Here is a 25,733-nt window from a genome sequence, read left to right as displayed (position 1 = left end):
AGTTCTTACCAGCTGAACTCGCCGGCGTTCTTGCTGTCGACGACCATAACGTCGATCGGGACTTCCTTCGGCACGACGCGAGCGCCCCACTTCTGGGCGAGCGCCATGGCGAGGCCGACACGCACCTGGTCACGCGGGAACTGCGCGGTGGTTTCGATGAAAGGACCACCCTCAGAAATCGCCTTCACAGCTTCCGGAGCACCGTCGACCGAGGTCAGCTTGATGTCCTTACCGGAACCCTGAATAGCAGCCAGAGCGCCCATCGCACCGCCATCATTCACCGAAAAGATGCCGGCGAGGTTCGGACGCGACTGGATCATGTTTTCAACGACGCCCAGAGCGACGGAGCGGTCCTGACGGCCGTTCTGTGTATCGACCAGCTTGATCTCGGGGAATTCGGCGAGTGCGGCCTTGCAACCTTCGACGCGCTGAAGGATCGGCACGACCGGGATACCGTCGAGGATCGCGACTTCACCCTTGCCGCCGAGCGCGTCACCGAGATGCTTGCACGACTTGTAGCCCGCGTCACGGTTCTTCGAGCCGACGAAGGTATCGACCGGGCCATTGGCGTTGGCGTCAACCGCAACGACGATTGCGCCGGCAGCCTTGGCAGCGTGCACGGCGGCTTCGATGCCGGCGCTGTCGGTTGGGTTGAGAAGCAGGATGTCGATCTTCTGCTGAAGCATGTCTTCAACGTCGGAAATCTGCTTTGCCACATCGTGGCCGGCATCGGTCACGACAACGTCAGCGCCGATGCTTGCCGCAGCTTCCTTCAGCGCTTCCTGCATCGACACGAAATAGGGGTTGTTCAGCTCCTGGAAGGTCATGCCGATCTTCAGCTTTTCCTGCGCCAGCGCCGGAGCGGCCATCATTGCAATTGCGGCTGTCGCCATCAGAAACTTGGATTTCATTTTCATCTCACTCTTCCTCCCATTAGGAAAGTTGGGGCAACAAGTGCCCGTTTCCGGACAGACCTCTGCCCGAATTGGTAAAAATCGGCGATGTGTCGCTGGTTTACTCCGCCATAACAGCTGCCTTCTGGGCCGCAAAAATGGTTCGGAACCTCGACGGTGACATTCCCTTGAGTTTCAGGAAATGCCGGTTGAAATTGGAAAGATTGGAAAAGCCAACATCGTAGCAGACCTCGGCCACCTTCACATCCTGATCCGCCAGCAACATCTGGCAGGCAAGATCGATCCTTAACTGATTGCGATAGCGCACCAGCGTCGTGCCGGTATGGCGCTTGAAGGCCCGGGAGAAGGCGCTCGGGCTCTGGCCCACCATGTCGGCGAGATCGATTTCCTCCACCTGTTCGGTCAGATGCTCGCGCAGATGAGAGAGGGCGCGATTGATGCCGCTGTCGCCAATCCCGGTCAGATCCAGTTCGTAGCTGAGGCTTGCCAGCACCTCGGATGTCGGCGCATTGACCAAGAGATCGAGAATTTCCCAGAAAAGTGCCAGACGCGTCAGGCCCTGCGCCTCGATAAGCCGAAGGATCAGCGGGCGGACCCGATCGCTCGTCTCGTCGTCAAAGAGAATACCGCGACGGCTGCGGTCCAGCAGGCCGCGCACCACTTCCATCTCGGACATGGAGGCGCAGGCATCCTCGATAAAACTCTCCGGAAACTGGATCACGAGGGAACGCGTCGGCACGATTTCGTCCGGCTCGATCTCGCTGATCCAGTTCTGGGGGAGATTGGGGCCGGTCATGATGAGCTGACCGGGGCCGAAACGGCCGACGAAATCACCGATATAGAAGGTGCCTGACGTCGCGACGACCAGATGAATTTCATATTCGGGATGATAATGCCAGCGCACGGTACGGAATGGATAGCCATGCCGCCAGGCAGCGAAAGATTCGCCCTTGCGGATGTGCACCAGTTCCAGATCGGGCTGCATCATGGTTCCTCCCATCAGTCACGTCCGCCGCATTTGCGAAGCGAAGCCATTCCTCTTTATGGCTCGTCCCAGGCGTTGATGAGGAGCATAGGGCGGGCCGCGGCTAAACATCCACATCACGCCGAAGAAATTACCGATACTTTTTTGACTGTTTTTTGCCAGAAATTGAATAGTGCCTCAACGTGATTGACAGTCAACGTTGCGGAGAGCCTGTTTTTTTTGCTCAATTTGCCGTGATGCGCCCAAACAATTCTCATCAGGAGGCGATCTGTGATGAATTTTTGGAGTAGGGCCTGCCTACCACAGGCAGGCCCTACTTATACTTTTCCGCGCACCTTTCACCGCTTATGCATCAGCGAGCGAATGTCTGGCACTTATTGCGGCATCACTATCTGCAGTTTGACGTCCGTTTCCCGCGCTTCCACCGCACGGTCGAAACCGGCAATACTGTCTTCGAAGGGAATGGTCGCAGAAATCAGCGGCTTCAGATCGACCTTGCCGGATGCGATGAGCGCTACGGCGCGATCATAGACATTGGCGTAGCGGAAAACCGTTTCGACCCGAAGTTCCTTGGCCTGAAGGCCGACAATATCGACCGGAACCGGATCGACCGGCATACCGACGAGCACGATTGCGCCGCCCGGTCGTGCGAGGGCGGCAACGCCAAGAATGGCGGGGGCGGCGCCCGAGCATTCAAAGACGATATCGCAGCCCCAGCCGTCCGTCGCCTCAGCGATCGCTTCAGCGAGGTTGCGCTCGCGGATATTGACGGTCTCGATGCCATCGTAAGAGGCGATGATATCGAGCTTGGGCTGGGCAAGATCGGCGACGACGACTTTCGCGCAGCCGCCCGCGAGCGCGGCAAGCGCCACCATCATGCCGATCGGACCGGCGCCTGTTACCACGGCGACATCGCCCGGCTGGATGCGGGCACGCAGCGCCGCCTGCATGCCGATGGCAAAGGGCTCCACCATGGCGCCTTCCGCAAAGGACACATTGTCCGGCAGCTTGTACGTGAAAGCAGCGGGATGAATGACCTCCGGCGTCAGGCAACCATGCACAGGGGGCGTCGCCCAGAAACGGACGGCCGGATCCACATTGTAGATGCCGAGCTTCGACGCGCGCGACGTTGCGTCGGGAATACCCGGCTCCATGCAAACACGGTCGCCAGCCTTGAAATGCGTTACCTCGGCGCCGGTTTCGATCACCGTTCCAGAGGCTTCGTGCCCGAGCACCATTGGGGCGTTGACGACGAAATGTCCGATTTTGCCATGTGTATAATAATGGACGTCGGAGCCGCAAATGCCGACCGTGTGGGTGCGGATACGCACATCCTTCGGTCCGAGTTTACCGGGAATGTCAAAGTCCCTGAGCGCGAGCTTCCCTTTTTCTTCCAGCACCAGTGCCTTCATCTCATCCTCCATGGTTTACGATACGCCTGGCAGCGAATTCAGTCAGCGTGATGGCGCGCAACCTCGGCAAAAGTAAACAGAAATCCGCCGGAACAACCGGTTTTTCTTCACACAGGAAAAACTGTATCGAGGAGCCTGCAATTTCTCATCACTGGCGCGATGTCGTGTCCTTTCCGGAGCCGGACATGAGGACTGATTCGTCTGCCGGAGCTATTCGCCCGGCACGGCGGCGATCTGGAATGCCGCGTGCTGACCGCGCGTCGACAGCCAGAAGCGGGCCGGATCCGCATCTGGCTTGCTTGGGGATCAGGCCTGGATCAAAGCGATCCCGCGGTTCCTGAAGCCGAGTGTGACGTCGCTTGCCGGCGGCAGGCCGGTTTCCGCCATATGATCGATGATGAAAAGCGTGCCGATCTCGGTTTCCACCTCGTATTCCACGTGGCCGCCCAGATACGCGCAGTGCAGCACCCGCCCGGCAACCCCCTGCCCGCCGGGCTGACCGATTGAAATCGAGCCCGGGCGAACCGCAAGCTTCGCCGGCCCCAGCCTGGCGTTGCCTGCGGAAAGCCGATAATCGATGCCCCCAACGCGGACCATTGCGTCCGGTCCATCCAGCCTTATCACTTCGCAGCCCACGACATTCGCCTCACCCATGAAATCGGCAATGAAGGCGGAGGCTGGAGCCTCATACAGCTCGCGCGGGGCGCCAGACTGGGCGATCTCTCCATCCTTCATCACGATGATGCGGTCGGAGACGGCGAGCGCCTCATCCTGATCATGCGTCACGTAAACCGCAGTGAAGCCAAGTCTTTGCTGCAATTCACGGATTTCGGTGCGGACCCGGCGGCGAAGGCGGGCATCGAGGTTCGAAAGAGGTTCGTCCAGCAGCAGCACCTGCGGCTCCAGCACCAGAGCACGGGCAACCGCGACACGCTGCTGCTGCCCACCGGAAAGTTCGGCAGGCAGGCGATGCCCCATGCCGGCAAGGCCGACAAGCTTCAGCCCCTCTTCCGCCTTTTCCCGCGCTTCCGCCTTGCGTAGCCCGGAGGATTGCAGGCCATAGGCAACATTGTCGAGCGCCGTCATGTGCGGGAACAGCGCATACGACTGGAAGACCATCGAGACATCGCGCTCGTTGGCTGGCAGCATCGTGACATCCTGATCGCCGATGAGAATGCGGCCGGACGTCGGGTGTTCGAGGCCCGCCAGCATGCGCAACGTCGTCGTCTTGCCGCAGCCGGATGGGCCGAGCAGAGTTACCAGCGTGCCTGGTTCGATGGTGAGCGACAGGTCCGGTATGGCGGTGAAAGCACCGAAGGTCTTGCGGACATTCTTGAAGGTAACGGAGCCGGGCTTAACGGAAATCATGCGGTTTTCTCCTGGGCAAGAGGAACGGGGGAAGCGGATGGTAGGCCAGCGACGCGGTTTTCGCGCCGCAGCCGACGCTCGCCAACGAGGAACTGGAAGCCGGCAATGACGGTGATCATCACCACGATCAGCATAGAGGAATAGGCAATCGCAACCCCATATTCGCCGTTTTCGACGAGGCCGACGATGTAGGACGTCGCCATGTTGTATTCGGCGCTGACGAGGAAGATGACGGCGCTGATCGAGGTGATGGCGCGCACGAAGGAATAGACCAGTGCGGCCGTGATCGCGGGCCTCAGGAGCGGCAGGATGACCTTGCGAATGGTGCGGAAACTGTTGGCCCGCAGCGTCAGCGAGGCCTCGTCGAGGCTCTTGTCCAGCTGGCTCATCGCCGCAATGCCGCCGCGCACACCGACCGGCATGTTACGGAACACAAAGCAGGCGATCAGGATCAGCGCCGAGCCGGTCATTTCCACCGGCGGCAGGTTGAAGGCCATGATGTAGCTGACGCCTATGACCGTGCCGGGAATGGCAAAGCTCATCATCAGCGCAAATTCAAACAGGTTCCGCCCGGCAAATTTCTGCCGCACGATGATATAGGCCGTCAGGAGACCGACTGCGGCGGTGAGCGGAGCGGAAATCAGCGCGATCTTCATGGTCGTCCAGAACGAGTTCCAGGCAACGCCGGTCCACGCGATGGAGCCGTTGGAGAAACTCACGGAAAATGCGCGGAGGTAATGGTCGAAGGTGAGGGAATTGTCGAGACCCCAGGTCTTCACGAAACCGCCCACAAGGATCATGCCATAAACGACGATTGTGAAGACCATCCACGGCACGACAACGGCATGAACGCCGATGGACAGGCCACGCGGAAGCGCGATATGCGCGCCGCTGTCGCCCTTTCCCGTCACCGTGGCGAAATTCTTGCCTGCCAGCCAGAAGCGTTGGGCAAGGAAGGCCGAAAGCGTGAAACACAGCAGGATGATCGCCAGGACCGCGGCGCGCGACGGATCGTTCTGCGAACCAACGACAGCAAAGAAGATTTCCGTCGACAGGACGCCGTGTGTGCCGCCAAGCACCAGCGGGTTGCCGAAATCCGCCATGCTTTCGATGAAGCCGATGAGAAAGGCATTGGCGAGACCGGGCTTCATCAGCGGCAGCGAAACCCGCCAGAAAGTGCGCCAGCGGTCGGCGCGCAGCGTCTGAGAGGCTTCTTCCATGGAGGGGCTCACCCCTTCGACTACACCGATCAGCACCAGAAACGAGATGGGCGTGAACGAAAGAACCTGCGCGATCCAGATGCCGGTCATGCCATAAAGCCAGCGACCCGGCTCAATGCCGAAGAGATAGGAAAGCCATTCGGTGACGACGCCGGCGCGGCCGAAGAGCAGCGTCAGGGCAAGACCGATAACGAAAGGCGGCGTTATGATTGGCAGCACCGTCAGGAGCCGCAGTCCCTTCTTGAAGGGAAAGCGCGTACGGGTGGCGATCAGGGCAAAGCCAAGGCCGAGCACGGTCGAACCGAAGGCGGTCATCAGCGCGAGGAAGAGCGTGCGCCAGGCAACACCGCAGCGCTCCTCACCCACGACGCAGCCAAGGCTCCATATGCCGGGATCCTTGATATTGCGAATGAATCCATCGGCATTAAAGGAGCCGTCGAAATCCTGAACGGACGCAACCAGCATACTCCCGATCGGATAGAAGACAAAAACCGTAACGAGGAAAACCAGAACGGAAATGGCGCCGACGACAAAGGCATCGCCCTTCATGACACCACGTTCGGCAAGCCCGAAGGCAAAAAGAAGCACGAAGACGAACGACATGACGACGGCCCCCGCCCCCATGGACGGCTGGCCATCGGCGAGCATGCCGAAGAGATTTTCGCTGATTGTCCAGGCCCAGCCGGTAAAGCCGATGGCCAGCCCTTGCAAGGCGAGGAAGACGAGACCAGCAGCGCCAATGAATGCAAGCAAACCGCCCCGGCGCATCGGATCACGGATCGGCCGGACAAGGCATGCGGCAAGGAAGAAAATGACAATGCCGACCAGCCATGGTTTTCCATAAGACAGTATCTGCAACACACCTGGCGCATTGCTGGCGGAGGAGAAAAACCCGGACAGCCAGCGGAAGCTGTAAAAGCCGCCTTCGATGCGATACCAGGGAAGAAGAATGAGGGCGAAAGCCCCGAACGCCAGGACGATGTCCAGCCTGCGATTGCCACGTGTCATGGCCGACCTCGCTTGTTTCATGCCGATGAAAGAGTGGCGGACACCCCGGCTTCAAAAGCCGGGATGCCGATCGCCGGAGTTCAGATCAGTTGGCGACCGCACCAACTTCGCGATCCCAGCGTTCCAGCAGCGCCTTGCGCTTGGCAGGATCGCCATAGGTCTTGAAGTCGTAGTCGATGAGCTTGATGTCCTCGAACTTCGGTGCCTCTTTCGGCACTTCCGCCGTTTTGTTGGACGGCAGCTGGAAGGACTTGGCGTCCTTCATGCGCGACTGGACCTCCGGCTTCAGCGCCCAGTCGTACCAGGTCTTGGCATTGTCGAGGTTGCGGGCGCCCTTGATGATCGACATGGAGCCGATCTCGTAACCCGTGCCCTCGCACGGAGCGATTGACTTGACCGGGAAACCTTCCGCAGTCTGGGCCACCGCATCATGCATGAAGACGATGCCGAGCGCCGTCTCGCCGCGCGCCGCCGCCTTGACCGGTGCGGAGCCGGACTTGGTATATTGCGAGATATTGGCGTTGAGCTTCTTCAGGTAATCGATGGCCTGATCCTCGCCCATGATCTGCACAAGTGAGGCAAGCGCGGTATAGGCGGTACCCGAAGAGTTCGGATTGGCGATCTGGATTTCGCCCTTGAGTTCCGGCGCCAGAAGGTCGGCCCAGCACTTTGGCTCCTTGTAACCCTTGGACTTGAATATCTCGGTGTTGTAACCCCAGCCCAGGGCACCGGCATAAACGCCGACAGTCCGGTAACCCGTGCTCTCCGCCTGCTTGACCGCCCAGTCCTGCAACTGGTCCAGCATCGGCGACTTGTATTCGAGCGTCAGGTTTTCCGAGGCTGCCTGCATGTGCGGGTCGCCCGTGCCGGCCCACCAGATATCGGTTTTCGGGTTGCGGGCTTCCGCGCGCACCTTGGCATAGGTCTCGCCCGAAGACAGGCGCACCATATTGACCTTGATGTCATGAGATTTTTCAAAATCGCCCTTCATCTGTTCGCAGATGACGACATCGGCCGAGCAGATCAGGTTCAGTTCGCCGGCCGCCTGCGCGGAAACGGCGCTCAGTGCCGTACCGGCAAAAAGCAGAGTGGAAAGTATCGTCAGTCGCATGGTTATCCTCCTGTAGCTTGCGTCTGAATTTCGGGGCGCGCGCAGACATGGCGCTGCCGGTCGCGGCACCTTGTGGCGCGCGTGCTGTCGTTTCGGGGTTTTTGGTATTTGGCCCTACTGGGTCTGGCTCGGGTGAATCTCGCTGTCGAAGCGGCTCAATAATCGACTTCGCTCTTCCGGCTGGCCGAAGGTGGCAAAGTCGTAATCCACCATCTTGATCATCGATATATCAGGTGCCGTCAGCGGCAATGTCGCCCGGGCGTTGGACGGCACCTGGTTCTGGCCGGCGATGGCGCCGGTTTCCTGTCCTTCAGGGCTCAGCGCAAATTCCACGAAGGTCTGCGCAAGCGCCGTATTGTGGTTGCCCTTGACAATGCTGACCGCCCCGATCTCGTAGCCGGTGCCCTCGCAGGGCGCGACGATGACCAGCGGGAAACCCTCGATCTTCTGGGTCACGGCATCATGCATGAAGGAAATCCCGATAAGAACCTCACCCCGCGCCGCCGCCTTGACGGGTGCCGAACCGACCTTGGTATAACCCACGACATTGAGGTTCAGCTTCGTCATGAAACCAAAGGCTTCTTCCTCGCCGAACAGCTGCACCAGCGTGGCGAGCATGGTGAAGGCCGTGCCGGAATAGTTCGGATTGCCGGTCAGGATATGGCCGCGATAGACGTCCTTGGCCAAATCCTTCCAGCAGGTGGGAGCGGGTAAGCTGTTTTTGGCAAGCAGTTCCGAATTATAGGCAAAACCAAGCGCGCCAGCATAAATTCCAGCCGATTTCGACCCGGACATCGCATTGAAGTTCTGCGCCCAGGGCAACAGATCCTGTTGATTGGCGGGCCGATATTCGTCCAGCAGGTCTTCGGAACCTGCCTGCAAATGTGTATCGCCGGTGCCGCCCCACCACACGTCGACTGTCGGATGGGATCGCTCGGCGCGAATCTGGTCGAGAATTTCGCCGGTGCTTTTGCGAACCATCGAAATTTCAAGTCCGGTCTTGGCTTCGAATGCCCGCTGCATGGTCACGCACCAGGCCTCATCGACGCCGCACAGGACGTTCAACTTCGGTTCGGCCATGCCATACTCTGCGCCGCACAGCCAAAGGACCATGCTCGCCGCAAGTGCGGTCAATGCTTTCAATTAAGCCTCCCTGCCTGGAACCTCCCCGTTCCAGTCTCCATCAACAGCATGTCACATCCTGTCCGCACCGCAATCGAAGAATGGTTACCAATCTTTCACCGCACTGCCGAACAAGATTACAGATATTACAATTATGACAGGAGAGATAACCAGCGAGCCTTTGAAGATAGCCGCCACCATGCCTATGATGGTGGCGGGAGGAAGTTGCAGTGCTTAATCAGAAGGTTCGCATTCTGATCGTCGAGGACGATCCGGATATGGCCGAGCTTATCTCGGATCTCGTCGAGGCCGAGGGCTGGCTGCCCACCTGTGCGCGCTCCGCAGAGGAGGCCGACGAGATATTGGCAAAGGACAGGATGCAGCTCGTCCTCGTCGATCACAATCTGCCTGGCACGTCCGGGCGCACCTTCGCCCAGCGGCTGCGCAGCCAGATCGACATCGGCATCGTCATGGTTACCGCCGCCGGAAGTGCCGCCGACCGGGTGCTCGGCTTGGAAACCGCCGCCGACGACTACGTGGTCAAACCCTTCGAACCAATCGAGCTCACGGCGCGGATCAAGGCCGTCCTGCGCCGGACAATTCCCTCGCTAAAACAGGAGAAGGACAGCGAGCGTGACCACGGGCGCGCGGCGCTGCGGCTTGGGGACTGGGCGATTGATCTTGATGCACGCCGCGCTGTCTGCCTCGCGGACCGCAGCCGGACACTGACGAGCGCCGAATTCGCGCTTCTGGAAATTCTTGCCGAGACGCCCAACCAGCCCGTCAGCCGTTCCCAGATTCTCGACAGGCTGGGTTCGGAGAGCGACCGTTATATCGACAGAAACGTCGACGTGCTGGTGCTGCGGCTGAGGCGCAAGATCGAGATAAACCCCGATCTGCCGCGCCATATCAAGACCCGGCGCGGCAAGGGTTACGTGCTCCACACCGATGAGGGCGAGCCCTACCCGTGATCAGCCGCTCCTTCCTTTCCTCCATCGCCTTTCGCCTGCCCTTTGCGATCGTCTTTACCTGCGTCCTCGTCTTCAGCCTGTCCGCCATCGCGATTTACGGATTGCAGCGCGCCCGCGATGAAATGGCGGCCTATGGATTGCAGGCCTTCTCCAGTCTCGCCAAGGCCTCGCTGGTCTCGCGGCAGGTCTCCGATCTCGTCTCCAGTGCACCTTTCCTGATGAATGCCGCCTCGCCCTATCGCGTTTCCAGCGAAAGCCGCTCCGTTGTCCAGCAGGTCGATCTGCTTCTGCAGATGACAGAGCCGGGCAGCGGCGAGCGGGCAGCACGCGGCTTTGCGAGTGAGCGTATCGTTGAACTGCTGCAGCGTATCCGAGCGCAGACACTCGATCTCGCTAAGGATGCCGATGCCGCGCAGGGCCACAAGGCGGAGGCGGCAGCCGCGCTTGGCGAAATCGCCACCGGTCAGGGTATCCTCGATCCGGAGCTGCGCCGGCGGATGAACGGCATCGTACAGGCCGCGTCCGCGTCCGACAGTCTTTTTCAGCTTGGCGAACTGCGCCGCCGCTATGTGGCGGAAACAACGGCGCGTCAGCAGGGTTATCCGGGCGAGCGCCTGCCCATCGCCGAGCTTCAGCCCTATGAGCGGGTTTTCGAGGCCCAGAGCCGTTACCTTCTGGAGATGTTTGCGATCCGCGCCTCGGTCTCGCGCCTTCACACCGTCTCGCGCGATCTTTCGCATGTGACCGAAACGCAGGGCGACGCGGTCGCGCGCAGTCTGAACGAAGACCTTATCTCCACCTCCGATGCTCTCAACCGGCTGCTGATCATTGTCGCCGTTGCCTCGCTGTTGGTTCTCATCGTGGCGATCTTTTCGATCCGGTCGGTGATGCGTGTCTCGCGCGGGATCGTGACGCTCTCCAACGGCATGAATGCCCTCGCCAAGGGGGAAACGGATGTCGGGCCGCCCTCCTATACGGGTCCCGAGACGGAGCTCATCCGCCTGCTCGACGCGTTTCGCGCCTTCCACGACAGCGTCGACCGCGTCTCTCGCCTCAGGCGTACGGCCGAAGCCGCAGCCCGCACCATTCGCTCCACATTCCGCAACATGAATGAGGGAATAGCGCTGTTCGATCCGGCCGGGCGGCCTATCACCATGAACCGCCGCATCATCGAACTTGTCGGGCGCTCCGGCTCGTCCCGAAAGCTGCCGATCCGCCGGTTCGTCGAGCCCATTCCCGAAATCGATTCGACGCTGCTGCCCTTCGATGGTGGGCATGGGAAGCTGCTGGAGCGCGCCGTGGTGCGGCATCGAACCGCCGACCAGCGGGTTATAGAAATATCGATGTCGCGCCAGCCGGATGGCGGCATCGTGCTGCTTGCCCGCGATGTGACCGCGCTAGACCGGCAGGAGGCGGAAGCAGTCAAGGCCCAGCGGCTGGACGGCATCATGCGCATGACCCACCAGGTCAGCCACGAGGTGGGCAACATGATCGGCATCATCACCGGCAGCCTCGGCCTTCTGGAGCGAGAGGCCGGTTTCAATGACCGCCAGAACCGGCATATTGCCCGCATTCGCAAGGCAGCTGATCGCGGCCGCTCCCTGGCCAGCAGCATGCTGACCATCGGCAGCCAGCAGCCCATCCATCCAAGCTGCATTAACGTGGCCAATCTACTGCGCGGCATGGCCGATATTCTCGAGATCGCGGTTGGCCCCAAATGCCGTATTGCACTCGATCTCGATGATGATCTTCCCGCCATCCCGCTCGACCCCGCCCTCTTCGAGCAATCCATCCTCAATCTCTGCCTCAACGCCGCGGCCGCCATGCCGGAGGGCGGCCTGATTTCAATCGAGGCGGCCTGCGAGAAGGATACTCTGGCGATAACCGTCTCGGACGAGGGCATCGGCATGACGCCGGAGGCCGTGGACAAGGCCTTCGAACCCTATTTCACCACCCGGGGGGACCATGGAGGCGCAGGCCTGGGACTTGCCATGGTCTATGGTTTCGTGCGCCAGAGCGGTGGCGAAGCCCACATCCATTCAAAGCCCGGTGAGGGCGCAAGGGTGCAGCTGCTTTTCCCGATTCATGCCGGGCAGGCGAGATAACATTGCAGGATCGGGTGTCGGGCACTGGCGCCCGGGGATCAGCCCTTGCTGATGCGCAATCCATCCAGAAAGGTCCGGAAACTCCTCACGGCCCGTTCCGACGTTGTTTCCGGATCGTCAGAATTGGCAATCCACTGGGCTGCGCTGCTGCTTGCCGCATTGATGAAACGGGCACACGCCTCGGAATCGATATCGGCGATCGTTCCCTCCTGCTTGAGCGCATCGAGACTGCGCGAAACAGCGGAAATACAGCCATTGGCATTTGGCCAGCGGGATGGATCGCCAAGGACGGCCGGTCCATCGCGAAACATGATCCTCTGGATTTCCGGTTCAAGCGCCATACGGACATAGCCGACATTCTCCTCGACAAACCCTTCCCAACGCGTCGAGGCTCTCGAAGAAATCTCGCAAAGCCTTTTTGTCATCTCCGCGTCGATCTCGGCCACCACCGCCAGCAACAAACCCTTTTTGTCCCCGAAATGATGATAGAGCGCACCACGGGTCAACCCTGCCTCGGCGGTAAAATCATCCATGGAGGCCTCAGCATAACCAATACTGCCAAACGCCCTGCGTCCGGCAGCCAGCAGCTTTGCCCGCGTTTCAGCAATCATTTCACTGCGAGGTTTGCGCATTTTTGCTCCAGCATCCACATACGTCGCGTATATTAGTTGACATACGCCGCGTATGCAATTATTTCATTCACATACGCCACGTATGTGTGTGGTGGATACTCCCTAAACAAGGTGCATCCGATGTCTAATCCATACAGAGAAATTTTCCGGGTTCCAGGCGCCAAAGGCTTTTCAGCTGCAGGTTTCTTTGCCCGCCTCCCCATCGCCATGGCACCGATCGGCATCGTGGCCATGTTGTCGCAAACGCATGGCGAATATTGGCTGGCAGGCGCCGTATCGGCAACCTTCGCGCTGACCAATGCCGCCGTCGCGCCGCAAATCTCGCGGCTGGTGGACCGCCGGGGCCAAAGCAGCGTTCTCATCCCCGCGACCATTCTATCCGTCCTCGCCTTTGCGGCGTTGATCATCGCCACCAATCAGCGATGGCCGGCGTGGACGCTGTTTCTTTCCGCTTTCCTCGCCGCCGCCATGCCAAGCATCCCCGCCATGATGCGGGCCCGCTGGACGGAACTCTTTCGGGACCGGCCGGAACTGAATACGGCCTTTGCCTTCGAATCCGCGGCTGACGAACTTGTCTACATCGCGGGTGCATCGCTTTCCGTCGGGCTTGCGGTTTCGCTTTTTCCAGAAGCGGGCATGATGATCAGCACGGCATTTCTGGCGGTCGGAACATTTGCCTTTCTTCTGCAGCGATCCACAGAACCCAAAGTGCGTCCGGTCGAGGGCGGCCGTCGGCAGCGTTCTGCAATATGGCTGCGTCCGGTACAGATCATCACGGTCGCGCTGATCTTCGTCGGCTCGACTTTCGCCACCGCCGAGGTGAGCGCCGTCGCCATCACCAAGGAACTCGGCCAGCCGGAAGCAGCCAGCCTCGTCATCGGCGTCTATGCCATTGGCTCTTTCGTCGTCGGCCTGCTTCTTGGTGCGCTCAACCCGAAAACGCCGCTGCACCGGCAATTGCTGATCGCTGTCAGCGTTCTTGCCCTGACGGCGCTGCCGCTCCTCGTCGCGGCATCCAGTGTCGCCCTGCTTGCCTTTGCCGTGTTCCTCAGCGGTGTGGCAATCTCTCCCATTTTCATCACCGCTTTCGGCCTGATTGAACGCCGGGTGCCGGAATCGATGCTGACGGAAGGCGTGACCTGGGTCATGACCGGTATCGGTATCGGCATGGCGCTGGGCGCTTTCGTCTCGGGATGGGTGATCGACAATTTCGGCCCGGACAATGGCTTCTGGGTGTCGGTCGCCGCAAGCCTTTCAACGGTGACGATCATTGGGCTTGGTCAGCGCAGCCTCTCGGCGGAGCGAAGGCATCCGGGTGGGTCTCCGGCAGCGCAGCCCGCCGAATGATCCGGGCTGGCGGACACTGAAACGAACGGACCGCACCGCTTCTCATGAGTAGACGCTTCAAAAACGCTTCTCCGCGCAGGATATGCGGAGAAGTCAATAACCGCCCGTCAGGAAAATACTCTCGCCGGTCATAAAGCTGCAGGCCTGCGAAGACAGGAAGATGGCGGCGCCCACCATTTCCTCCGGCTGACCGGCTCGTCCCATCCAGTTCAGGGTCCGGACATATTCAGCCCAGCCTTCGGGGTCTTCGTCCCGGCGATGGGCATTGCGATCCGTATCGACCAGACCGGGCGCTAGAGTGTTGAGGAGAACATTGTCCTTCGCATAGTCGCGCGCCTGACTCTGGATCAGATTATGCTGCGCAGCCTTGGTGGCGGCATAGGCGGTGACGATGCCCTTCGGCCGCAACTGGTTGACCGAGCCGATGGAAACCACCCTTCCCCATTTTCGCGACGCCATGCGCGGCAGGATCGTCTGCAGCATGTCCACTGTCGACCCGAGATTGACAGCCAGCTGAAACGCCAGATCATCGGGCTTCAGCTCCGACAGTACCGCATTGATCTGGGCGCTCGCATTGATGACGAGAATATCAACCGGTGCGACCGTCTCGGCGCGCTCGACAAGATCGCGCCCGGCGCCCGGTTCGGAGAGATCACCCGCCAGCTCTTGGGCCAAGCCACCGCCGTCCGCGATGCGTTGCCGCACGGCGGTTGTCGCACCCGGCTTCACGCCATGCAGGATGACATGCGCGCCGGCCCCCGCCAGCCCTTCCGCTATGGCTGCCCCTATGCCGCGGCTGGAACCGGTGACGAGCGCCGTGCGGCCTTTCAAACCAAAGACGCTTTCAAGACGCATAATTTATCCTTCGAACAGTGAAATGCGCGCGCCGGCAATTCCGGGGCGGCAGGAGAACAGGCCACCAGACAGCGGGGCGTCGGCGAGCGTGGATGCCGGCAGGCGCGTGCGGGCACTGGTGATGAAGAGCGTCGACAGGTCCGGCCCGCCGAAGGCCACACTCGACGGGCGCGGCACCGGCATCTCGATCACCTGATCCAGCTTGCCGTTCGGAAGATAGCGGCGCACGCACCAGCCGTCCCAGATCGCACACCACACCCCGCCTTCCGCATCCACGGCGAGGCCGTCCGGACGGCCGTCGGCCACGGGAATACGGGCAAATTCGCGGCGCTGCGACAGGGCGCCGGTCGTCGGATCACAATCATAGGCATGGATAAGGCCGGGCACCGTATCGACGAAATAGAAGGTCCTGCCATCGGGGCTCCAGCCGAGACCGTTGGAGACGACGATGCCGCCTTCCTTGCGTTCGAATGCCCCATCGGCATTGATCCGATAAAGCGCGCCGGTGGGCTTGGAGGCATCGATGCGCATCGACCCGACCCAGATGGCACCGTCCGGCCCGCATTTGGCATCGTTCAAGCGGTTATCGCCAATGCCAGCCTCCGGGCTGACGAAGGGTGTCAGCCGGCCCGAAGTGAAGTCCAGCCATTCGACGCCATCCTGCGACGCCACCAGCAATCGCCCTCCGGAGACTGGAATGACGGCACTGACCAGCTTACCTGTCTCGCAGGTTTCGTTACGGCCGGTGGCGGGATCGAAACGATGGACGGCGGGGTGCAGAATATCCACCCAGTAGAGCGCGTTTTCGCCTTCATGCCAGACCGGGCTTTCCCCAAGCTGCGCGCCCCAGGGAAGAATGCAGCTGAGTTCGGCGCTGGGGCGTCCTGTTGCCGAACGCGGTCGTGGCCGCGAGCTGATGGCGACAGCCCCGGCGGCGCCGGTAATCCGGCGTGCAGCGGCAATCAGTTCACGCCCGGCAGGATGAATGTTGGACGCATCGAGCCGCGACGACGGCCCGAGCGCGACAAGCACACCCATCGGCGTATTGTCACGGCCCATGACGGGTGCAGCAACGGAATTCACCCCTGGCAGGTGCTCCTCATAGGAGATCGAGTAACCCCTCGCCCGCGTCAGCGTCAGATCGGCCTGAAGTGAATCGAGCGTGGTAATCGTCCGCGGCGTCTGCGCATCGAGCGTCAGCCGATCGAGCAGGGAACGGCCGACAGCAGGGTCCTGAAAGGCAAGCAGCGCCTTGCCCGGCGCGGTACAATGCAAAGGAACCCGGCGTCCCACTTCCACCCGCACGGAGAGACCGTTTGGAGAACGTTCCGCGAGATATTGCGTCATGATACCGTCCAGCCGGCAGAGCGCTACGGTCTCGCCCAGTTCGGCAGCCAACCTCTCGAGTTCGGGTGTCGCGGCCGATACCAGATCGAAGCTCTCCCATACTTTGTGGGACATTTCGAGAAAGCGCTGGCCCAGAACATAGGTTCCACGCGCCTCATCCTGACGGACGAGCCCATAGGCTATGAGGGTGCGCAGGATACGGGCAAAAGTCGGCTTGGGCAGGCCGGAGGCGCGCAACAGTTCTGCAAAACGCGGCGGCTCCGGCGCATCGGCCACCATGTCGAGCAGGGTCAACCCCTTCGCCAGCGCAGCGGTGCCGCCCGGTGTCTCGGGTTTCATCGCGTCTCCTTCGCGAGACGCTGCCGCCTTGCGGCGGCCGCCTCTTCCAGCATCCGGTCCATCGTCCATAGTGCCTCAAACCCCAGGGTGTTTTTGATCCGCTCGTTGGACGTATGGTAATAAACGCCGTCGCCGGGAAAATCGACAGTCACGATGGGGAGGCCGGTCACCGCGGCCATTTTCGGCAGAAGCTCGGCGAAATCGGGCGGCTCATCCGCGCCGAGATTGAAGATGCAGCCCGCCGCGTCAGGGTGATCGAGGGCGAGCAGGATCCCCGCCACCATATCGCGTGTATCGGTTATGTGCATGCGGTATGGCCGGCCGTTTTCATTGCGCGCCAATATATGCGACGCTTCGCCGATATCCCGGGACTGTAGCAGTTCGGCAATCGCAACGTTCCCGAAATTCCGCTGCTGTCGAATGCGCGGCCGCAGGAAAAAACGCGGGCCGGAGAAGAAGCTGTCTTCATCCAGCAGCTCAGCCGCATCCTGCGTATGAGAAAAGCGCAGGATCACGGTTTCCATGCTGCCAGTCCGCTGGTGAAAGCGAACCAGTTCCTCGCCCAGAAGCTTGGTCAGCCCATAGGGTGAATTGGGCCGAAGCGGATGATCCTCGGTGACCGGCAGGAATTCGGGGCGATTTTCCGGATAGACTTCTCCTGAAGAGGCGAAGACGAACCGCTGCACGCCTGCGGCTGCGGCCGCATCCAGAAGACGGCGCGTGCCTTCGACATTGACCGCAAACATGCGGTCCCGGCCCTCCGGCGCCCATGACATAAAGGCCCCGAGATGCAGAACGGCGCTCACACCTTCCATGGCTTTGGACAGCGCCTGCCCGTCCTCCAGCGATCCGACGACCTCCTCACCACCCGTACCCGACGGACGAAGGTCAAAGCCGCGGACCGCCCGAGCGTCCATGCGCAAGGCAGCGGCGACAGCACGACCCACACGGCCTGCCGATCCGGTGACGAGGATCATAGCCGTGCTCCGGTCTTTGCGTCGAAGAGATAAAGCTGTGCCGGATCAAAGCCGAGCTGAAGCGCTTCGTCAGCCCGAAGGTTGCCGCTATGCGAGACGCGGGCGATCAGCCCCTTGGATCTGCCCTCCTCGCCATCTGCGACCCTTGCGCCTTCCGCATCGAAATAGACGTATTTTTCCGATCCCAGACTTTCCACCAGCGTCGGACGAACGCTGAAGGTCACCGGCCCATCGCCCAGAACGAGATGCTCTGGCCGCAAGCCCACGATCACGCTACCCTGCCTGGCAGATGCCGCCGGCAGGTTTACCCTCTGGCCGAAAACAGTCAGCGCGCCGTCACGCAGTTCCGCGTTGAGGAAATTCATGCCGGGCGATCCGATAAAACCGGCGACAAAGAGGTTGGCCGGATTGTTGAAAAGCTCATCGGGCGCCGCGATCTGCTGGATAATGCCGCCCTGCATGATAACCACCCGGTCCGCCATGGTCATGGCTTCCACCTGGTCATGCGTCACATAAACGGTGGTGACACCGATACGCTTGTGCAGGGCGCCGATTTCGGCACGCATGTGGACGCGCAGCTTGGCATCGAGGTTGGACAGCGGTTCGTCCATCAGAAAGGCCTGCGGCTGACGCACGATGGCTCGGCCGAGCGCCACGCGCTGCCGCTGTCCGCCCGAAAGATCCTTCGGTTTGCGATCGAGATAGGGCGTTACCTCGAGAATGCGCGCCGCGTCATCCACCCGGCGATCAATCTCCGTCTTGTCCGTGCCGCGCATCTTCAGGCCGAAGCCGATGTTCTGCCGGACCGTCAGGTGCGGATAAAGCGCGTAATTCTGAAACACCATGGCGATGTCGCGGTCACCCGGCGCCAGATCCGTGACTTCGTTTTCGCCGATGAAGATCTGCCCTTCGCTTGCCGGTTCAAGGCCCGCAAGGATTTTCAGCATCGTCGACTTGCCGCAGCCGGAAGGCCCGACCAGCACCACGAACTCGCCGTTTTCGATCTCGAGCGAAAAGGGCCTGAGCACGTTGAGGGCGCCATAGGACTTGCTGACATTGCGAATGGAAATATTGGCCATGCTTATTTCTCCGCGCCAGCGGTGAGTCCGCCGACCAAATAACGTTCCAGAAACAGATAGATTGCGATGATCGGCAGCGCGATGAACACGGATGCGGCGGAAATGTCGTTCCAGTAGGTGACGTATTCGCCCTGCATCGTGGTGATGCCGAGATTGGCCGTCCAGTTGTCCGGCGAGTTGACGAGGAAGGTGCGGGCATAGGCGTAATCCGCCCAGCTGAGCACGAATGCATAAAGTGCCGTGGCAGCAAGACCGGGTGTGGCGATCGGAAGAACGACCCGGACCATTGCACCGATCGGCGAGCAACCGTCGACCATCGCGGCCTGCTCCAGTTCCTTCGGAATGGTGTCGAAATAGCCTTTCAGCATCCATGTGGCGAAAGGAATGATCATGGTCGAATGCGCCAGCACCAGTGTCCAGAGGCTACCGATCAGACCGAAGCTGGAAAAGATCGAAAACAGCGGAATGACGAGCAGCGTTGCAGGAAGCATCTTCGCTGTCAGGACGAAGAGACCCATGGTCGCGCCGCCCCGCATGGAATAACGCGACAGCGCATAACCGGCGCTGACGGAGACGAGCATCGACAGCGCCACCGAGCCGACGGCCGCAAGCATCGAGTTCCACAGCCATAGCAGGATCGGCTTCGCCGCCCAGACCCTGGCGAAAATGTCCCATTGCGCATCATCCGGCCAGAAGGTCGGCGGCAGGCGGTACAGTTCATCGGTGGTGGAGAGCGCCGTGACCAGAAGCCAGTAGACCGGGAACAGGATCATCACCAGCGTGAAGATGACAGTCGCGTAAAGGGCAAGGCTCTGTAAAAATGTCCGTTTCATCAAAGCCTCCTCAATAGATCGATTTCGAACGCCGGCCGAGCATCAGAAGGCTCGCGACGATACAGATCACCAGTGTCAGCACGCCGACGGCGGCGGCGCGGCCGAAATTGTGATACTGGAAGGCCTGGTCATAGGTCATGATCGACAGGGTCTGGGTCGACCTCAGCGGTCCGCCACCGGTCAGAACCTTGATGATGGAAAAGTCGCGGAACACCCACAGAAGCGTCAGCACCAGCGTCACGCCCAGCACCGGCATCAAAAGCGGCATGGTGATCCAGCGGAAACGCTGCCAGACGCTCGCGCCATCCACCTTGGCGGCCGCGTAATAATCGGCGGGAATGGATTGCAGACCAGCGAGGCACATGATCGACACGAAAGGAAAACCCTTCCAGACCATGGTGATAGCGACAGCCCAGAAGGCGGCTGTCGAACTGCTCACCCACGGGATCATCTGGTCGGTGAAACCGAGCTTTATCGCCAGCCATCCGAACAGCCCGAAGGACGTATCGAACATCCATGCGAAGATGACGACCGCGATGATTTCCGGCACTGCCCAGGGCAGCGCCATTCCCAGCCGCGCAACGGTTCGGCCCTTGAAGCGGTTATTGGCCAGAAGCGCCGTGCTGAGGCCAACGGCCACGCTGCCCGCGGTGACGACGACAACCAGCTTCAGCGTCACCCAGCAGGCGAGCCAGAATTCCGGCGATGAGAAAAGCCAGGTGTAATTGCTGAGTGAAAACGGCCGGCTTGCGCCACCGAGCCGCGGTATCTTGACCTGCTGGAAAGACAGGTCGATGGCCAGCACAAGCGGCCAGACGATGATGGCGGCAACCATCAGGACCGCGGGTGCGATCAGAATATAGCCGAGGAGATGTTGCCGGCTGGGACGCGCAAGATCAAAGAACTTGCGGCGCCCGGCCCGAACGGGTGCGGTCATGGATGGTCCTCCTGCCGGATGCGGATGGTAACCACGGCCCGCCAGGCGGGCCATGGCAAAACGGGATCAGCCCTTGATGGCCTCGGCCTTCGCCTGCATGGTCTTTGCCACCTCCGCGGGATCGAGGTCCTGAATGATCATCCGCTGGCTTTCTTCCATCACCATCTTGCTGAATTCATTGTAGAAGAGCTCAAGCCCGGTCGGAATGCGGTCGATACCCGCCTCGGATGCGGCCTTCATCGTCTCGATCAGTACCGGAAAATGCGGGATGGTCTTTTCGACACCCGACACGTCGGCCTTGGGGCTTGGCGGGGTGTTGCCGCCAAGGGTGGCATAGCTGCGCTGGAACTCCGGCGACATCGTCAGCTTGATGAAATCCCAGACGAGCGCCTTCTGGTCGTCGGGAATATCGGCCGGCATGGCGAGCACGTTGGACGATCCACCCAGCGGCGGATGAAGCGGCGGTGCCGCGTAAACGATGTCAGCCTTGGCTGAACCCTTCTCGGTGGTGCCGTAAAGCCAAGGCCCGTCGAGACGCATCGCCATCTTGCCATCGGCAAAAAGCTTGCGCACGTCGCTGGCGCTCATGTCGACCGGGCTGATCCCGCTCTTCATGACGGTTTTCCAGCGTGAAAGACCCTCCACCATCTGCGGCGTATCGATGGTGATATTGCCGTCCTTGTCGGTCCAGTAGGCGCCGGCGTCGAGGATGTAGTTCAGCATCTCCGTCAGATATTGCCCGGGACCGCCCTTGGTCTCGTGGCCGGTCCCGAACTGGTCGATGATACCGTCACCGTTCAAATCCTTGGTGGTGGCTTTTGCGGCCGCCAGAAAGTCGTCATAGGTCTTCGGAACCGCGACGCCCGCCTCATCCAGGATCTTCTTGTTATAAGCCATGACGAAGCCGAAGTAGTTCGTCATGATACACACGGTCTCACCGTTCCATTCGCATTTCTGCTGACCGGCCCAGCCGGTCATGTCGATGCCGTCCTTCTTAAGCCACGGGTCGAGCGGCTCCAGCCAGCCGCTGTCGGCGAACATCTGGAACTCGAAGGATGCGAGATGCACGATCTGCGGCGGCTGGTTGGCAGCGAAAAGCGTGGTCATCGTATCCGCGTAGGAGCTGCGTTCCGCCTTGGTGAACTCGATCTTCACCCCGGGATGCTGCTTCTCGAAGGCGGCGATTGCGGAAAGCCACCATTCACCCGTTCCCGCGTCATCCGTTTGCCAGGAAATGAATTTCAGGACGGTATCGGCCATGGCAGGGGCAACGGCGCTCATCGTCATCAAAACGGCGGTCGCCGTACCCAGCGCCAGCTTCTTCATTCTTTTGGTCATGGTTTCCTCCTCCAAAGAACCAAATCAGATACGTTCAATAAGGGCGAGCGCCGCCTCCGACGGTCTTACGCCCAGTCCCGGCCCCGACGGCAGGTGATACCTGCCTTCGCGGCAATCCATGTCGCCCTCCAGCAGGCGGCGGTTCGGCTCGAAGATCGAATGCTGGAATTCGTGCCCCTTCAGCGTCGGCAACGTCGATGATGCCTGCAGGCTGGCGGCAAGGAATATGCCGGCGCCAATGGTAGCGTGCGGTATGACGTCGATGCCGTGTTCGGCTGCGAGAGCGCCGATACGGATGAAATTGGTGATACCCTTATGGCCCATTTCCGGCTGCACGATCGCGATACGGCAGCGTTCGATGCGGGCGCGCATATCCCAATGGGTGCGCCATTCCTCGCCCACCGCGATCGGGACGTCGGTATTCTTCGAAACCTTTTCCAGCCCGGCAATGTCCTCCGTCCAGACGGGCGCCTCGGCGAACCATGGATCGAATGGCTGCATTTCTGCGATGAGTTCCAGCGCCCGCTCCGGTGTCTGGTTCCAGTGCATATCGGCGGCGATCTTCGCCCGCGGGCCGAGCACCTGCCGGAGATTGGCAAGTTCCGCCGCCGGCCCATCATCGGCAACGGGCGTGGCGAATTTAAAGGCGTCGAAGCCACGATCCTGCCAGTATTTCGCCAGCTCTCCGCGCGCCTTCAGCGTCTTCTCCGGCAGGCCGGAAACATAGGCCGAAAAATTGTCCACGCCGCCACCCAGCAGGTCTCGAATGGATTTTCCGGCTTCCTGTCCGGCAATATCCCAGAGAGCGATATCGATTGCAGCAAGCGCATCCACGTAAAAGCCACCGGTATAACCGCGCACGCGCATCATATCGTAAAGATCGTCGTAGATCGCCGATGGATCGGATGCATCGCGGCCGATCACGAAACCGGCCAGCAGGTCGTTGATGAGAGCCGCCACCGCACCGGGCGCAACGATGCCATAGGTCTCACCCCAGCCGACGGTGCCGGCTTCCGTCGTCATTCGCAGAAGCACGCTGCGGTCGAAGGTTGGATAGACCGTGCGGTTGCCCTTTCTGACGATGTATCCATTGGGATTGACCACTTCACCTTCCCGCAGCGCTCCGAGATAGGGAACCTTGCGTGGCTGGGTCAGCGTGAAGACTTCGATTGTTGCAACGGGGCTGTTCATGCGGCCTCCGGGGCGACAAGGCCGAGCTCGACGAGGTTGGCGTCGATATCGGCAATCGCCGCCTTGTCGAGTTCCGGGGTGGGCGCGCGGACACCGAGACCCTCGATCACCCCACGGCGGGCCAGCACGTACTTGGTCAGCCGCATGCGATAAACCGCCTGCAGAACCAGAAGCGGAAGAGTGCGGACATAGATTTTCCGGGCCTCATCCTGACGGCCTGCGCGGAGAGCGCGATCTATTGCCACGTGTTCCTCGACGATCTCCAGCGCCGGCATGGCAGCGGTCGCGCCACGCGCATATTCATCCAGAATGTAACGGGCGCCGCCGCCGCCGATGATACCCTTCAATGTTGAGGGCGCATGGGCGATGATATGGCTGATGGCGGGACCGGCCGGCAGCGTTTCTTCCTTGACGTAGGTGACCTGCAGCAGAGACCGGACGATCTCGACAATCGCCTCCGGCGACAGATCAGACCCGCGCGGCGCAGGCGCGTTCTGCAGGATGATTTCGACACCGGGCAGCGCCTCGACAACCTTACCCAGAAACTCGATCAGCGCCGGCGCATCCGTCCCGACCGATTTTGGCGGCTGAACCATCAGGTGGCGAATACCGAGATCAGATGCGGCGCGGCCATGTTCAACCACGTCTCTCCAGTCTGCCGCGCTCGCGCCCGCCACGACCGGCACCCGGCCAGCAACAGCATCAACAACGATCTTCAGCAGCGACGCACGCTCTGCAGCATCCAAAGTTTCAACCTCACTGGCAAAACCCGGGAACACCACACCATCCACGCCTTTTTCGAGCGCGAAGATCACCAGTCGCTCCATACCCGCTTGGTCAATACCGCCATCCGCCAGAAAAGGCGTTGGCAAAACGGGCAAAATTCCCTTCAGGCCAGCCACCATCTTACTCCTCCCAAATAAGTATCATATCTTGATACCTTGAATTCACTAATTGACACTACATAGACTTGAGCCCTATGACAAGCCCCCAGATGAAATGAACGAGGAGGTTCAGGGAAATGGCAGCACGGGCGACATCGATCATCGTCGATTGGGGAACGACATCATTGCGAGCGGCGCTTGTCGGTAACGGCGGGGCGGAACTTGAACATCTGGAAACCGCCGACGGCATTTCGAGCCTTGCCGAAGGGCAATATGAGCCTGCCCTCATGAGCGCACTCGCCCCCTGGTTTTCAAAACACGGCGCTCTGCCCGTGGCCGCGCTCGGCATGATCACCAGCCGCAACGGCTGGGTCGAGGTGGCCTATGTGTCCTGCCCGGCGGGACCGGCGGAACTTGCCGCCGGCACGGTGCGCAGGACGTTGCCCAATGGGTCCGACCTTGTATTCCTGCCAGGCCTGAACGACCCCGGCCGCCAGCCGTTTCCGGATGTCATGCGCGGCGAGGAAACCCAGATAGTCGGCCACGGCCTTACGGAAGACGTCACCCTCATCGTCCCCGGAACACACAGCAAATGGGCACGGGTGAAGGCAGGGCGAATCGACGGTTTCCAGACATTCGTGACCGGTGAAATCTTCAACCTCCTTATCAATCACTCCTTCATCGCGCGCGGTTCCGCACAGCCGCCGGTCGACGATCCGGAGGCATACCTGTGGGGTTTGAAAGAGGCCAAAAAATCCGCAGCCATGCTGTCGCTGCTGTTTTCCGCACGCACAGGCGGGCTCGCCGGCAAACTGTCGGCACAGCAGCTGCGGTCTTATGTCCGTGGGCTGGTCATCGGACAGGAATTTCGGCAGGCCCGCGATGCGGGATGGTACGCAGAGGGAGACGATGCGGCGATTGTGGGCAATGATGGGCTCAACGATCTCTATCTGATTGCCGCTGGCGAATTCGGCCTCAGAATATCAATGGGCGATGACGACGCGTTGACGAAGGGAGCCCTGGCGGTTCTGCAGAAGACGCTTTCCTGAATGGAAAAGCCGGCTGGACACCTGGTGTCCGGCCTTCACAATACCAGGGACCAACATGTACGATTACCCGGCCAGCATCGGCACCAGCCGTCACGAAAACGATATCCTCACCATCCTGACGCGCCTTCAGCGACTCGGGCTGCCGGAGGACCCGATTGCCTTTTATGGCTCCTCATCTTTCCGGATATGGAACTCCATCGCCGAGGATCTGGGCACGCTCGACATCGTCAATCTCGGCTTTGGCGGCGGCACCTGCCTCTCGGCCGTTCACTACATGGAAAAACTCCTGCTGCCGCTGAGACCCCGGAGAGTGGCGCTCTATTTCGGCGAGAACGACATAGCCAGCGATGGCTTAAAGGCGGCCACGGCGCTGCAACATCTGCAGGCGCTCAGGCATCGCATCCTGCAGGCGCTGCCGCAGACGCAGGTTTTTGTTCTGGCCATCAAGCACAGCCCCGCGCGCTGGATTTATCGTGGCGAATTCGACCTTTTCAACCGCATGGCGCAGGACTGGTGCGAAAACTCCAACGACGCCGTCTGGCTGGACCCGAATGCCGGCCTTATGGGGGAAAACGGCCTGCCGATGTTCCGCTATTATCTTCCCGACCTGGTTCACCTTAACACCGCAGGTTACGCGGTCTGGGCGGAAGCACTTCGGAAGACGCCGGCGCTTCTCGCCTGATTTTCAGGAAAGAAGCCCGGCATCGAC

General features: G+C 60.7%; 22 protein-coding genes. 5 read left to right on the top strand and 17 right to left on the bottom strand.

Translation table 11 applies throughout. The features are described from left to right. Window positions 1–5: 5 nt before the first annotated feature. The 7 genes from DOU54_RS16150 to DOU54_RS16120 all read right to left on the bottom strand — a co-directional run bounded on the left by DOU54_RS16150 (window position 6) and on the right by DOU54_RS16120 (window position 9,161). The gene (locus DOU54_RS16150; RefSeq protein ID WP_080823249.1) at window positions 6–917 is read right to left on the bottom strand and encodes an ABC transporter substrate-binding protein; all 912 of its coding nucleotides are present in this window, start codon (window positions 915–917) and stop codon (window positions 6–8) included. Window positions 918–1,014: 97 nt separating this feature from the next. Beyond that, a complete protein-coding gene (locus tag DOU54_RS16145; protein WP_004438205.1) occupies window positions 1,015–1,899 on the bottom strand; it encodes an AraC family transcriptional regulator in 885 nt (294 codons plus the stop codon). A 374-nt stretch (window positions 1,900–2,273) separates the two neighbouring features. After that, a complete protein-coding gene (locus tag DOU54_RS16140) occupies window positions 2,274–3,311 on the bottom strand; it encodes an NAD(P)-dependent alcohol dehydrogenase (protein WP_113731629.1) in 1,038 nt (345 codons plus the stop codon). A 306-nt stretch (window positions 3,312–3,617) separates the two neighbouring features. Beyond that, a complete protein-coding gene (locus DOU54_RS16135; protein ID WP_006698674.1) occupies window positions 3,618–4,679 on the bottom strand; it encodes an ABC transporter ATP-binding protein in 1,062 nt (353 codons plus the stop codon). Beyond that, on the bottom strand, window positions 4,676–6,907 hold the full coding sequence (locus tag DOU54_RS16130) for an ABC transporter permease (RefSeq protein WP_112636654.1): 2,232 nt from the start codon (window positions 6,905–6,907) through the stop codon (window positions 4,676–4,678). Before DOU54_RS16130 ends, DOU54_RS16135 begins: the two co-directional genes overlap by 4 nt. A gap of 85 nt (window positions 6,908–6,992) precedes the next feature. Then, the gene (locus tag DOU54_RS16125) at window positions 6,993–8,018 is read right to left on the bottom strand and encodes an ABC transporter substrate-binding protein (protein WP_003503939.1); all 1,026 of its coding nucleotides are present in this window, start codon (window positions 8,016–8,018) and stop codon (window positions 6,993–6,995) included. Between the two features lie 114 nt (window positions 8,019–8,132). After that, window positions 8,133–9,161, bottom strand: coding sequence for an ABC transporter substrate-binding protein (locus tag DOU54_RS16120; RefSeq protein ID WP_486816614.1), 1,029 nt, complete (start codon window positions 9,159–9,161; stop codon window positions 8,133–8,135). A 209-nt stretch (window positions 9,162–9,370) separates the two neighbouring features. On the opposite strand from DOU54_RS16120, the gene DOU54_RS16115 reads away from it, so the two are divergent. Both DOU54_RS16115 and DOU54_RS16110 read left to right on the top strand, forming a co-directional pair. Continuing rightward, window positions 9,371–10,111, top strand: coding sequence for a response regulator transcription factor (locus DOU54_RS16115; RefSeq protein ID WP_004438193.1), 741 nt, complete (start codon window positions 9,371–9,373; stop codon window positions 10,109–10,111). Further along, window positions 10,108–12,216, top strand: a complete 2,109-nt coding sequence (locus tag DOU54_RS16110; RefSeq protein ID WP_072493635.1) for a sensor histidine kinase — start codon at window positions 10,108–10,110, stop codon at window positions 12,214–12,216. Before DOU54_RS16115 ends, DOU54_RS16110 begins: the two co-directional genes overlap by 4 nt. Window positions 12,217–12,254: 38 nt before the next feature. Here the strand turns inward: DOU54_RS16110 and DOU54_RS16105 are convergent, their stop codons facing one another. Further along, window positions 12,255–12,848, bottom strand: a complete 594-nt coding sequence (locus DOU54_RS16105; protein WP_004438189.1) for a TetR/AcrR family transcriptional regulator — start codon at window positions 12,846–12,848, stop codon at window positions 12,255–12,257. A gap of 120 nt (window positions 12,849–12,968) precedes the next feature. Between DOU54_RS16105 and DOU54_RS16100 the strand changes: the two genes are divergently transcribed. After that, window positions 12,969–14,195 carry an MFS transporter gene (locus tag DOU54_RS16100; RefSeq protein WP_006698679.1) on the top strand — a complete coding sequence of 409 codons (1,227 nt, stop codon included), beginning with the start codon at window positions 12,969–12,971 and terminating at the stop codon, window positions 14,193–14,195. A 93-nt stretch (window positions 14,196–14,288) separates the two neighbouring features. On the opposite strand, the gene DOU54_RS16095 is transcribed toward DOU54_RS16100, so the two are convergent. From DOU54_RS16095 to DOU54_RS16055, 9 genes are all read right to left on the bottom strand, one after another. After that, a complete protein-coding gene (locus DOU54_RS16095; RefSeq protein WP_004438185.1) occupies window positions 14,289–15,050 on the bottom strand; it encodes an SDR family NAD(P)-dependent oxidoreductase in 762 nt (253 codons plus the stop codon). A 3-nt stretch (window positions 15,051–15,053) separates the two neighbouring features. Beyond that, a complete protein-coding gene (locus tag DOU54_RS16090) occupies window positions 15,054–16,805 on the bottom strand; it encodes an SMP-30/gluconolactonase/LRE family protein (RefSeq protein ID WP_193603377.1) in 1,752 nt (583 codons plus the stop codon). Next, complete coding sequence (locus DOU54_RS16085; protein ID WP_113731628.1) at window positions 16,733–17,713, bottom strand: NAD-dependent epimerase/dehydratase family protein; 981 nt, start codon at window positions 17,711–17,713, stop codon at window positions 16,733–16,735. Before DOU54_RS16085 ends, DOU54_RS16090 begins: the two co-directional genes overlap by 73 nt. Continuing rightward, window positions 17,710–18,792: an ABC transporter ATP-binding protein gene (locus DOU54_RS16080; RefSeq protein ID WP_113731627.1), complete on the bottom strand. Its 1,083-nt coding sequence runs from the start codon at window positions 18,790–18,792 to the stop codon at window positions 17,710–17,712. Before DOU54_RS16080 ends, DOU54_RS16085 begins: the two co-directional genes overlap by 4 nt. A gap of 2 nt (window positions 18,793–18,794) precedes the next feature. Continuing rightward, complete coding sequence (locus tag DOU54_RS16075; RefSeq protein ID WP_004438176.1) at window positions 18,795–19,625, bottom strand: carbohydrate ABC transporter permease; 831 nt, start codon at window positions 19,623–19,625, stop codon at window positions 18,795–18,797. 10 nt (window positions 19,626–19,635) lie between these two features. Further along, window positions 19,636–20,562, bottom strand: a complete 927-nt coding sequence (locus tag DOU54_RS16070) for a carbohydrate ABC transporter permease (protein ID WP_060942173.1) — start codon at window positions 20,560–20,562, stop codon at window positions 19,636–19,638. Window positions 20,563–20,628: 66 nt separating this feature from the next. Then, window positions 20,629–21,900, bottom strand: coding sequence for an ABC transporter substrate-binding protein (locus tag DOU54_RS16065; protein WP_113731626.1), 1,272 nt, complete (start codon window positions 21,898–21,900; stop codon window positions 20,629–20,631). A gap of 24 nt (window positions 21,901–21,924) precedes the next feature. Next, window positions 21,925–23,091: a mandelate racemase/muconate lactonizing enzyme family protein gene (locus tag DOU54_RS16060; protein WP_113731625.1), complete on the bottom strand. Its 1,167-nt coding sequence runs from the start codon at window positions 23,089–23,091 to the stop codon at window positions 21,925–21,927. Continuing rightward, complete coding sequence (locus tag DOU54_RS16055) at window positions 23,088–23,996, bottom strand: dihydrodipicolinate synthase family protein (RefSeq protein WP_113731624.1); 909 nt, start codon at window positions 23,994–23,996, stop codon at window positions 23,088–23,090. Before DOU54_RS16055 ends, DOU54_RS16060 begins: the two co-directional genes overlap by 4 nt. A 116-nt stretch (window positions 23,997–24,112) precedes the next feature. Between DOU54_RS16055 and DOU54_RS16050 the strand changes: the two genes are divergently transcribed. Further along, complete coding sequence (locus DOU54_RS16050; RefSeq protein ID WP_113731623.1) at window positions 24,113–25,024, top strand: 2-dehydro-3-deoxygalactonokinase; 912 nt, start codon at window positions 24,113–24,115, stop codon at window positions 25,022–25,024. 55 nt (window positions 25,025–25,079) lie between these two features. Further along, the gene (locus DOU54_RS16045) at window positions 25,080–25,706 is read left to right on the top strand and encodes a GDSL-type esterase/lipase family protein (protein WP_037090987.1); all 627 of its coding nucleotides are present in this window, start codon (window positions 25,080–25,082) and stop codon (window positions 25,704–25,706) included. Window positions 25,707–25,733: the final 27 nt, after the last annotated feature.

This window comes from Agrobacterium sp. MS2 (assembly GCF_003261015.1).
GTDB lineage: Bacteria > Pseudomonadota > Alphaproteobacteria > Rhizobiales > Rhizobiaceae > Agrobacterium > Agrobacterium pusense.
This window is presented reverse-complemented; position numbering and strand designations above follow the sequence as displayed.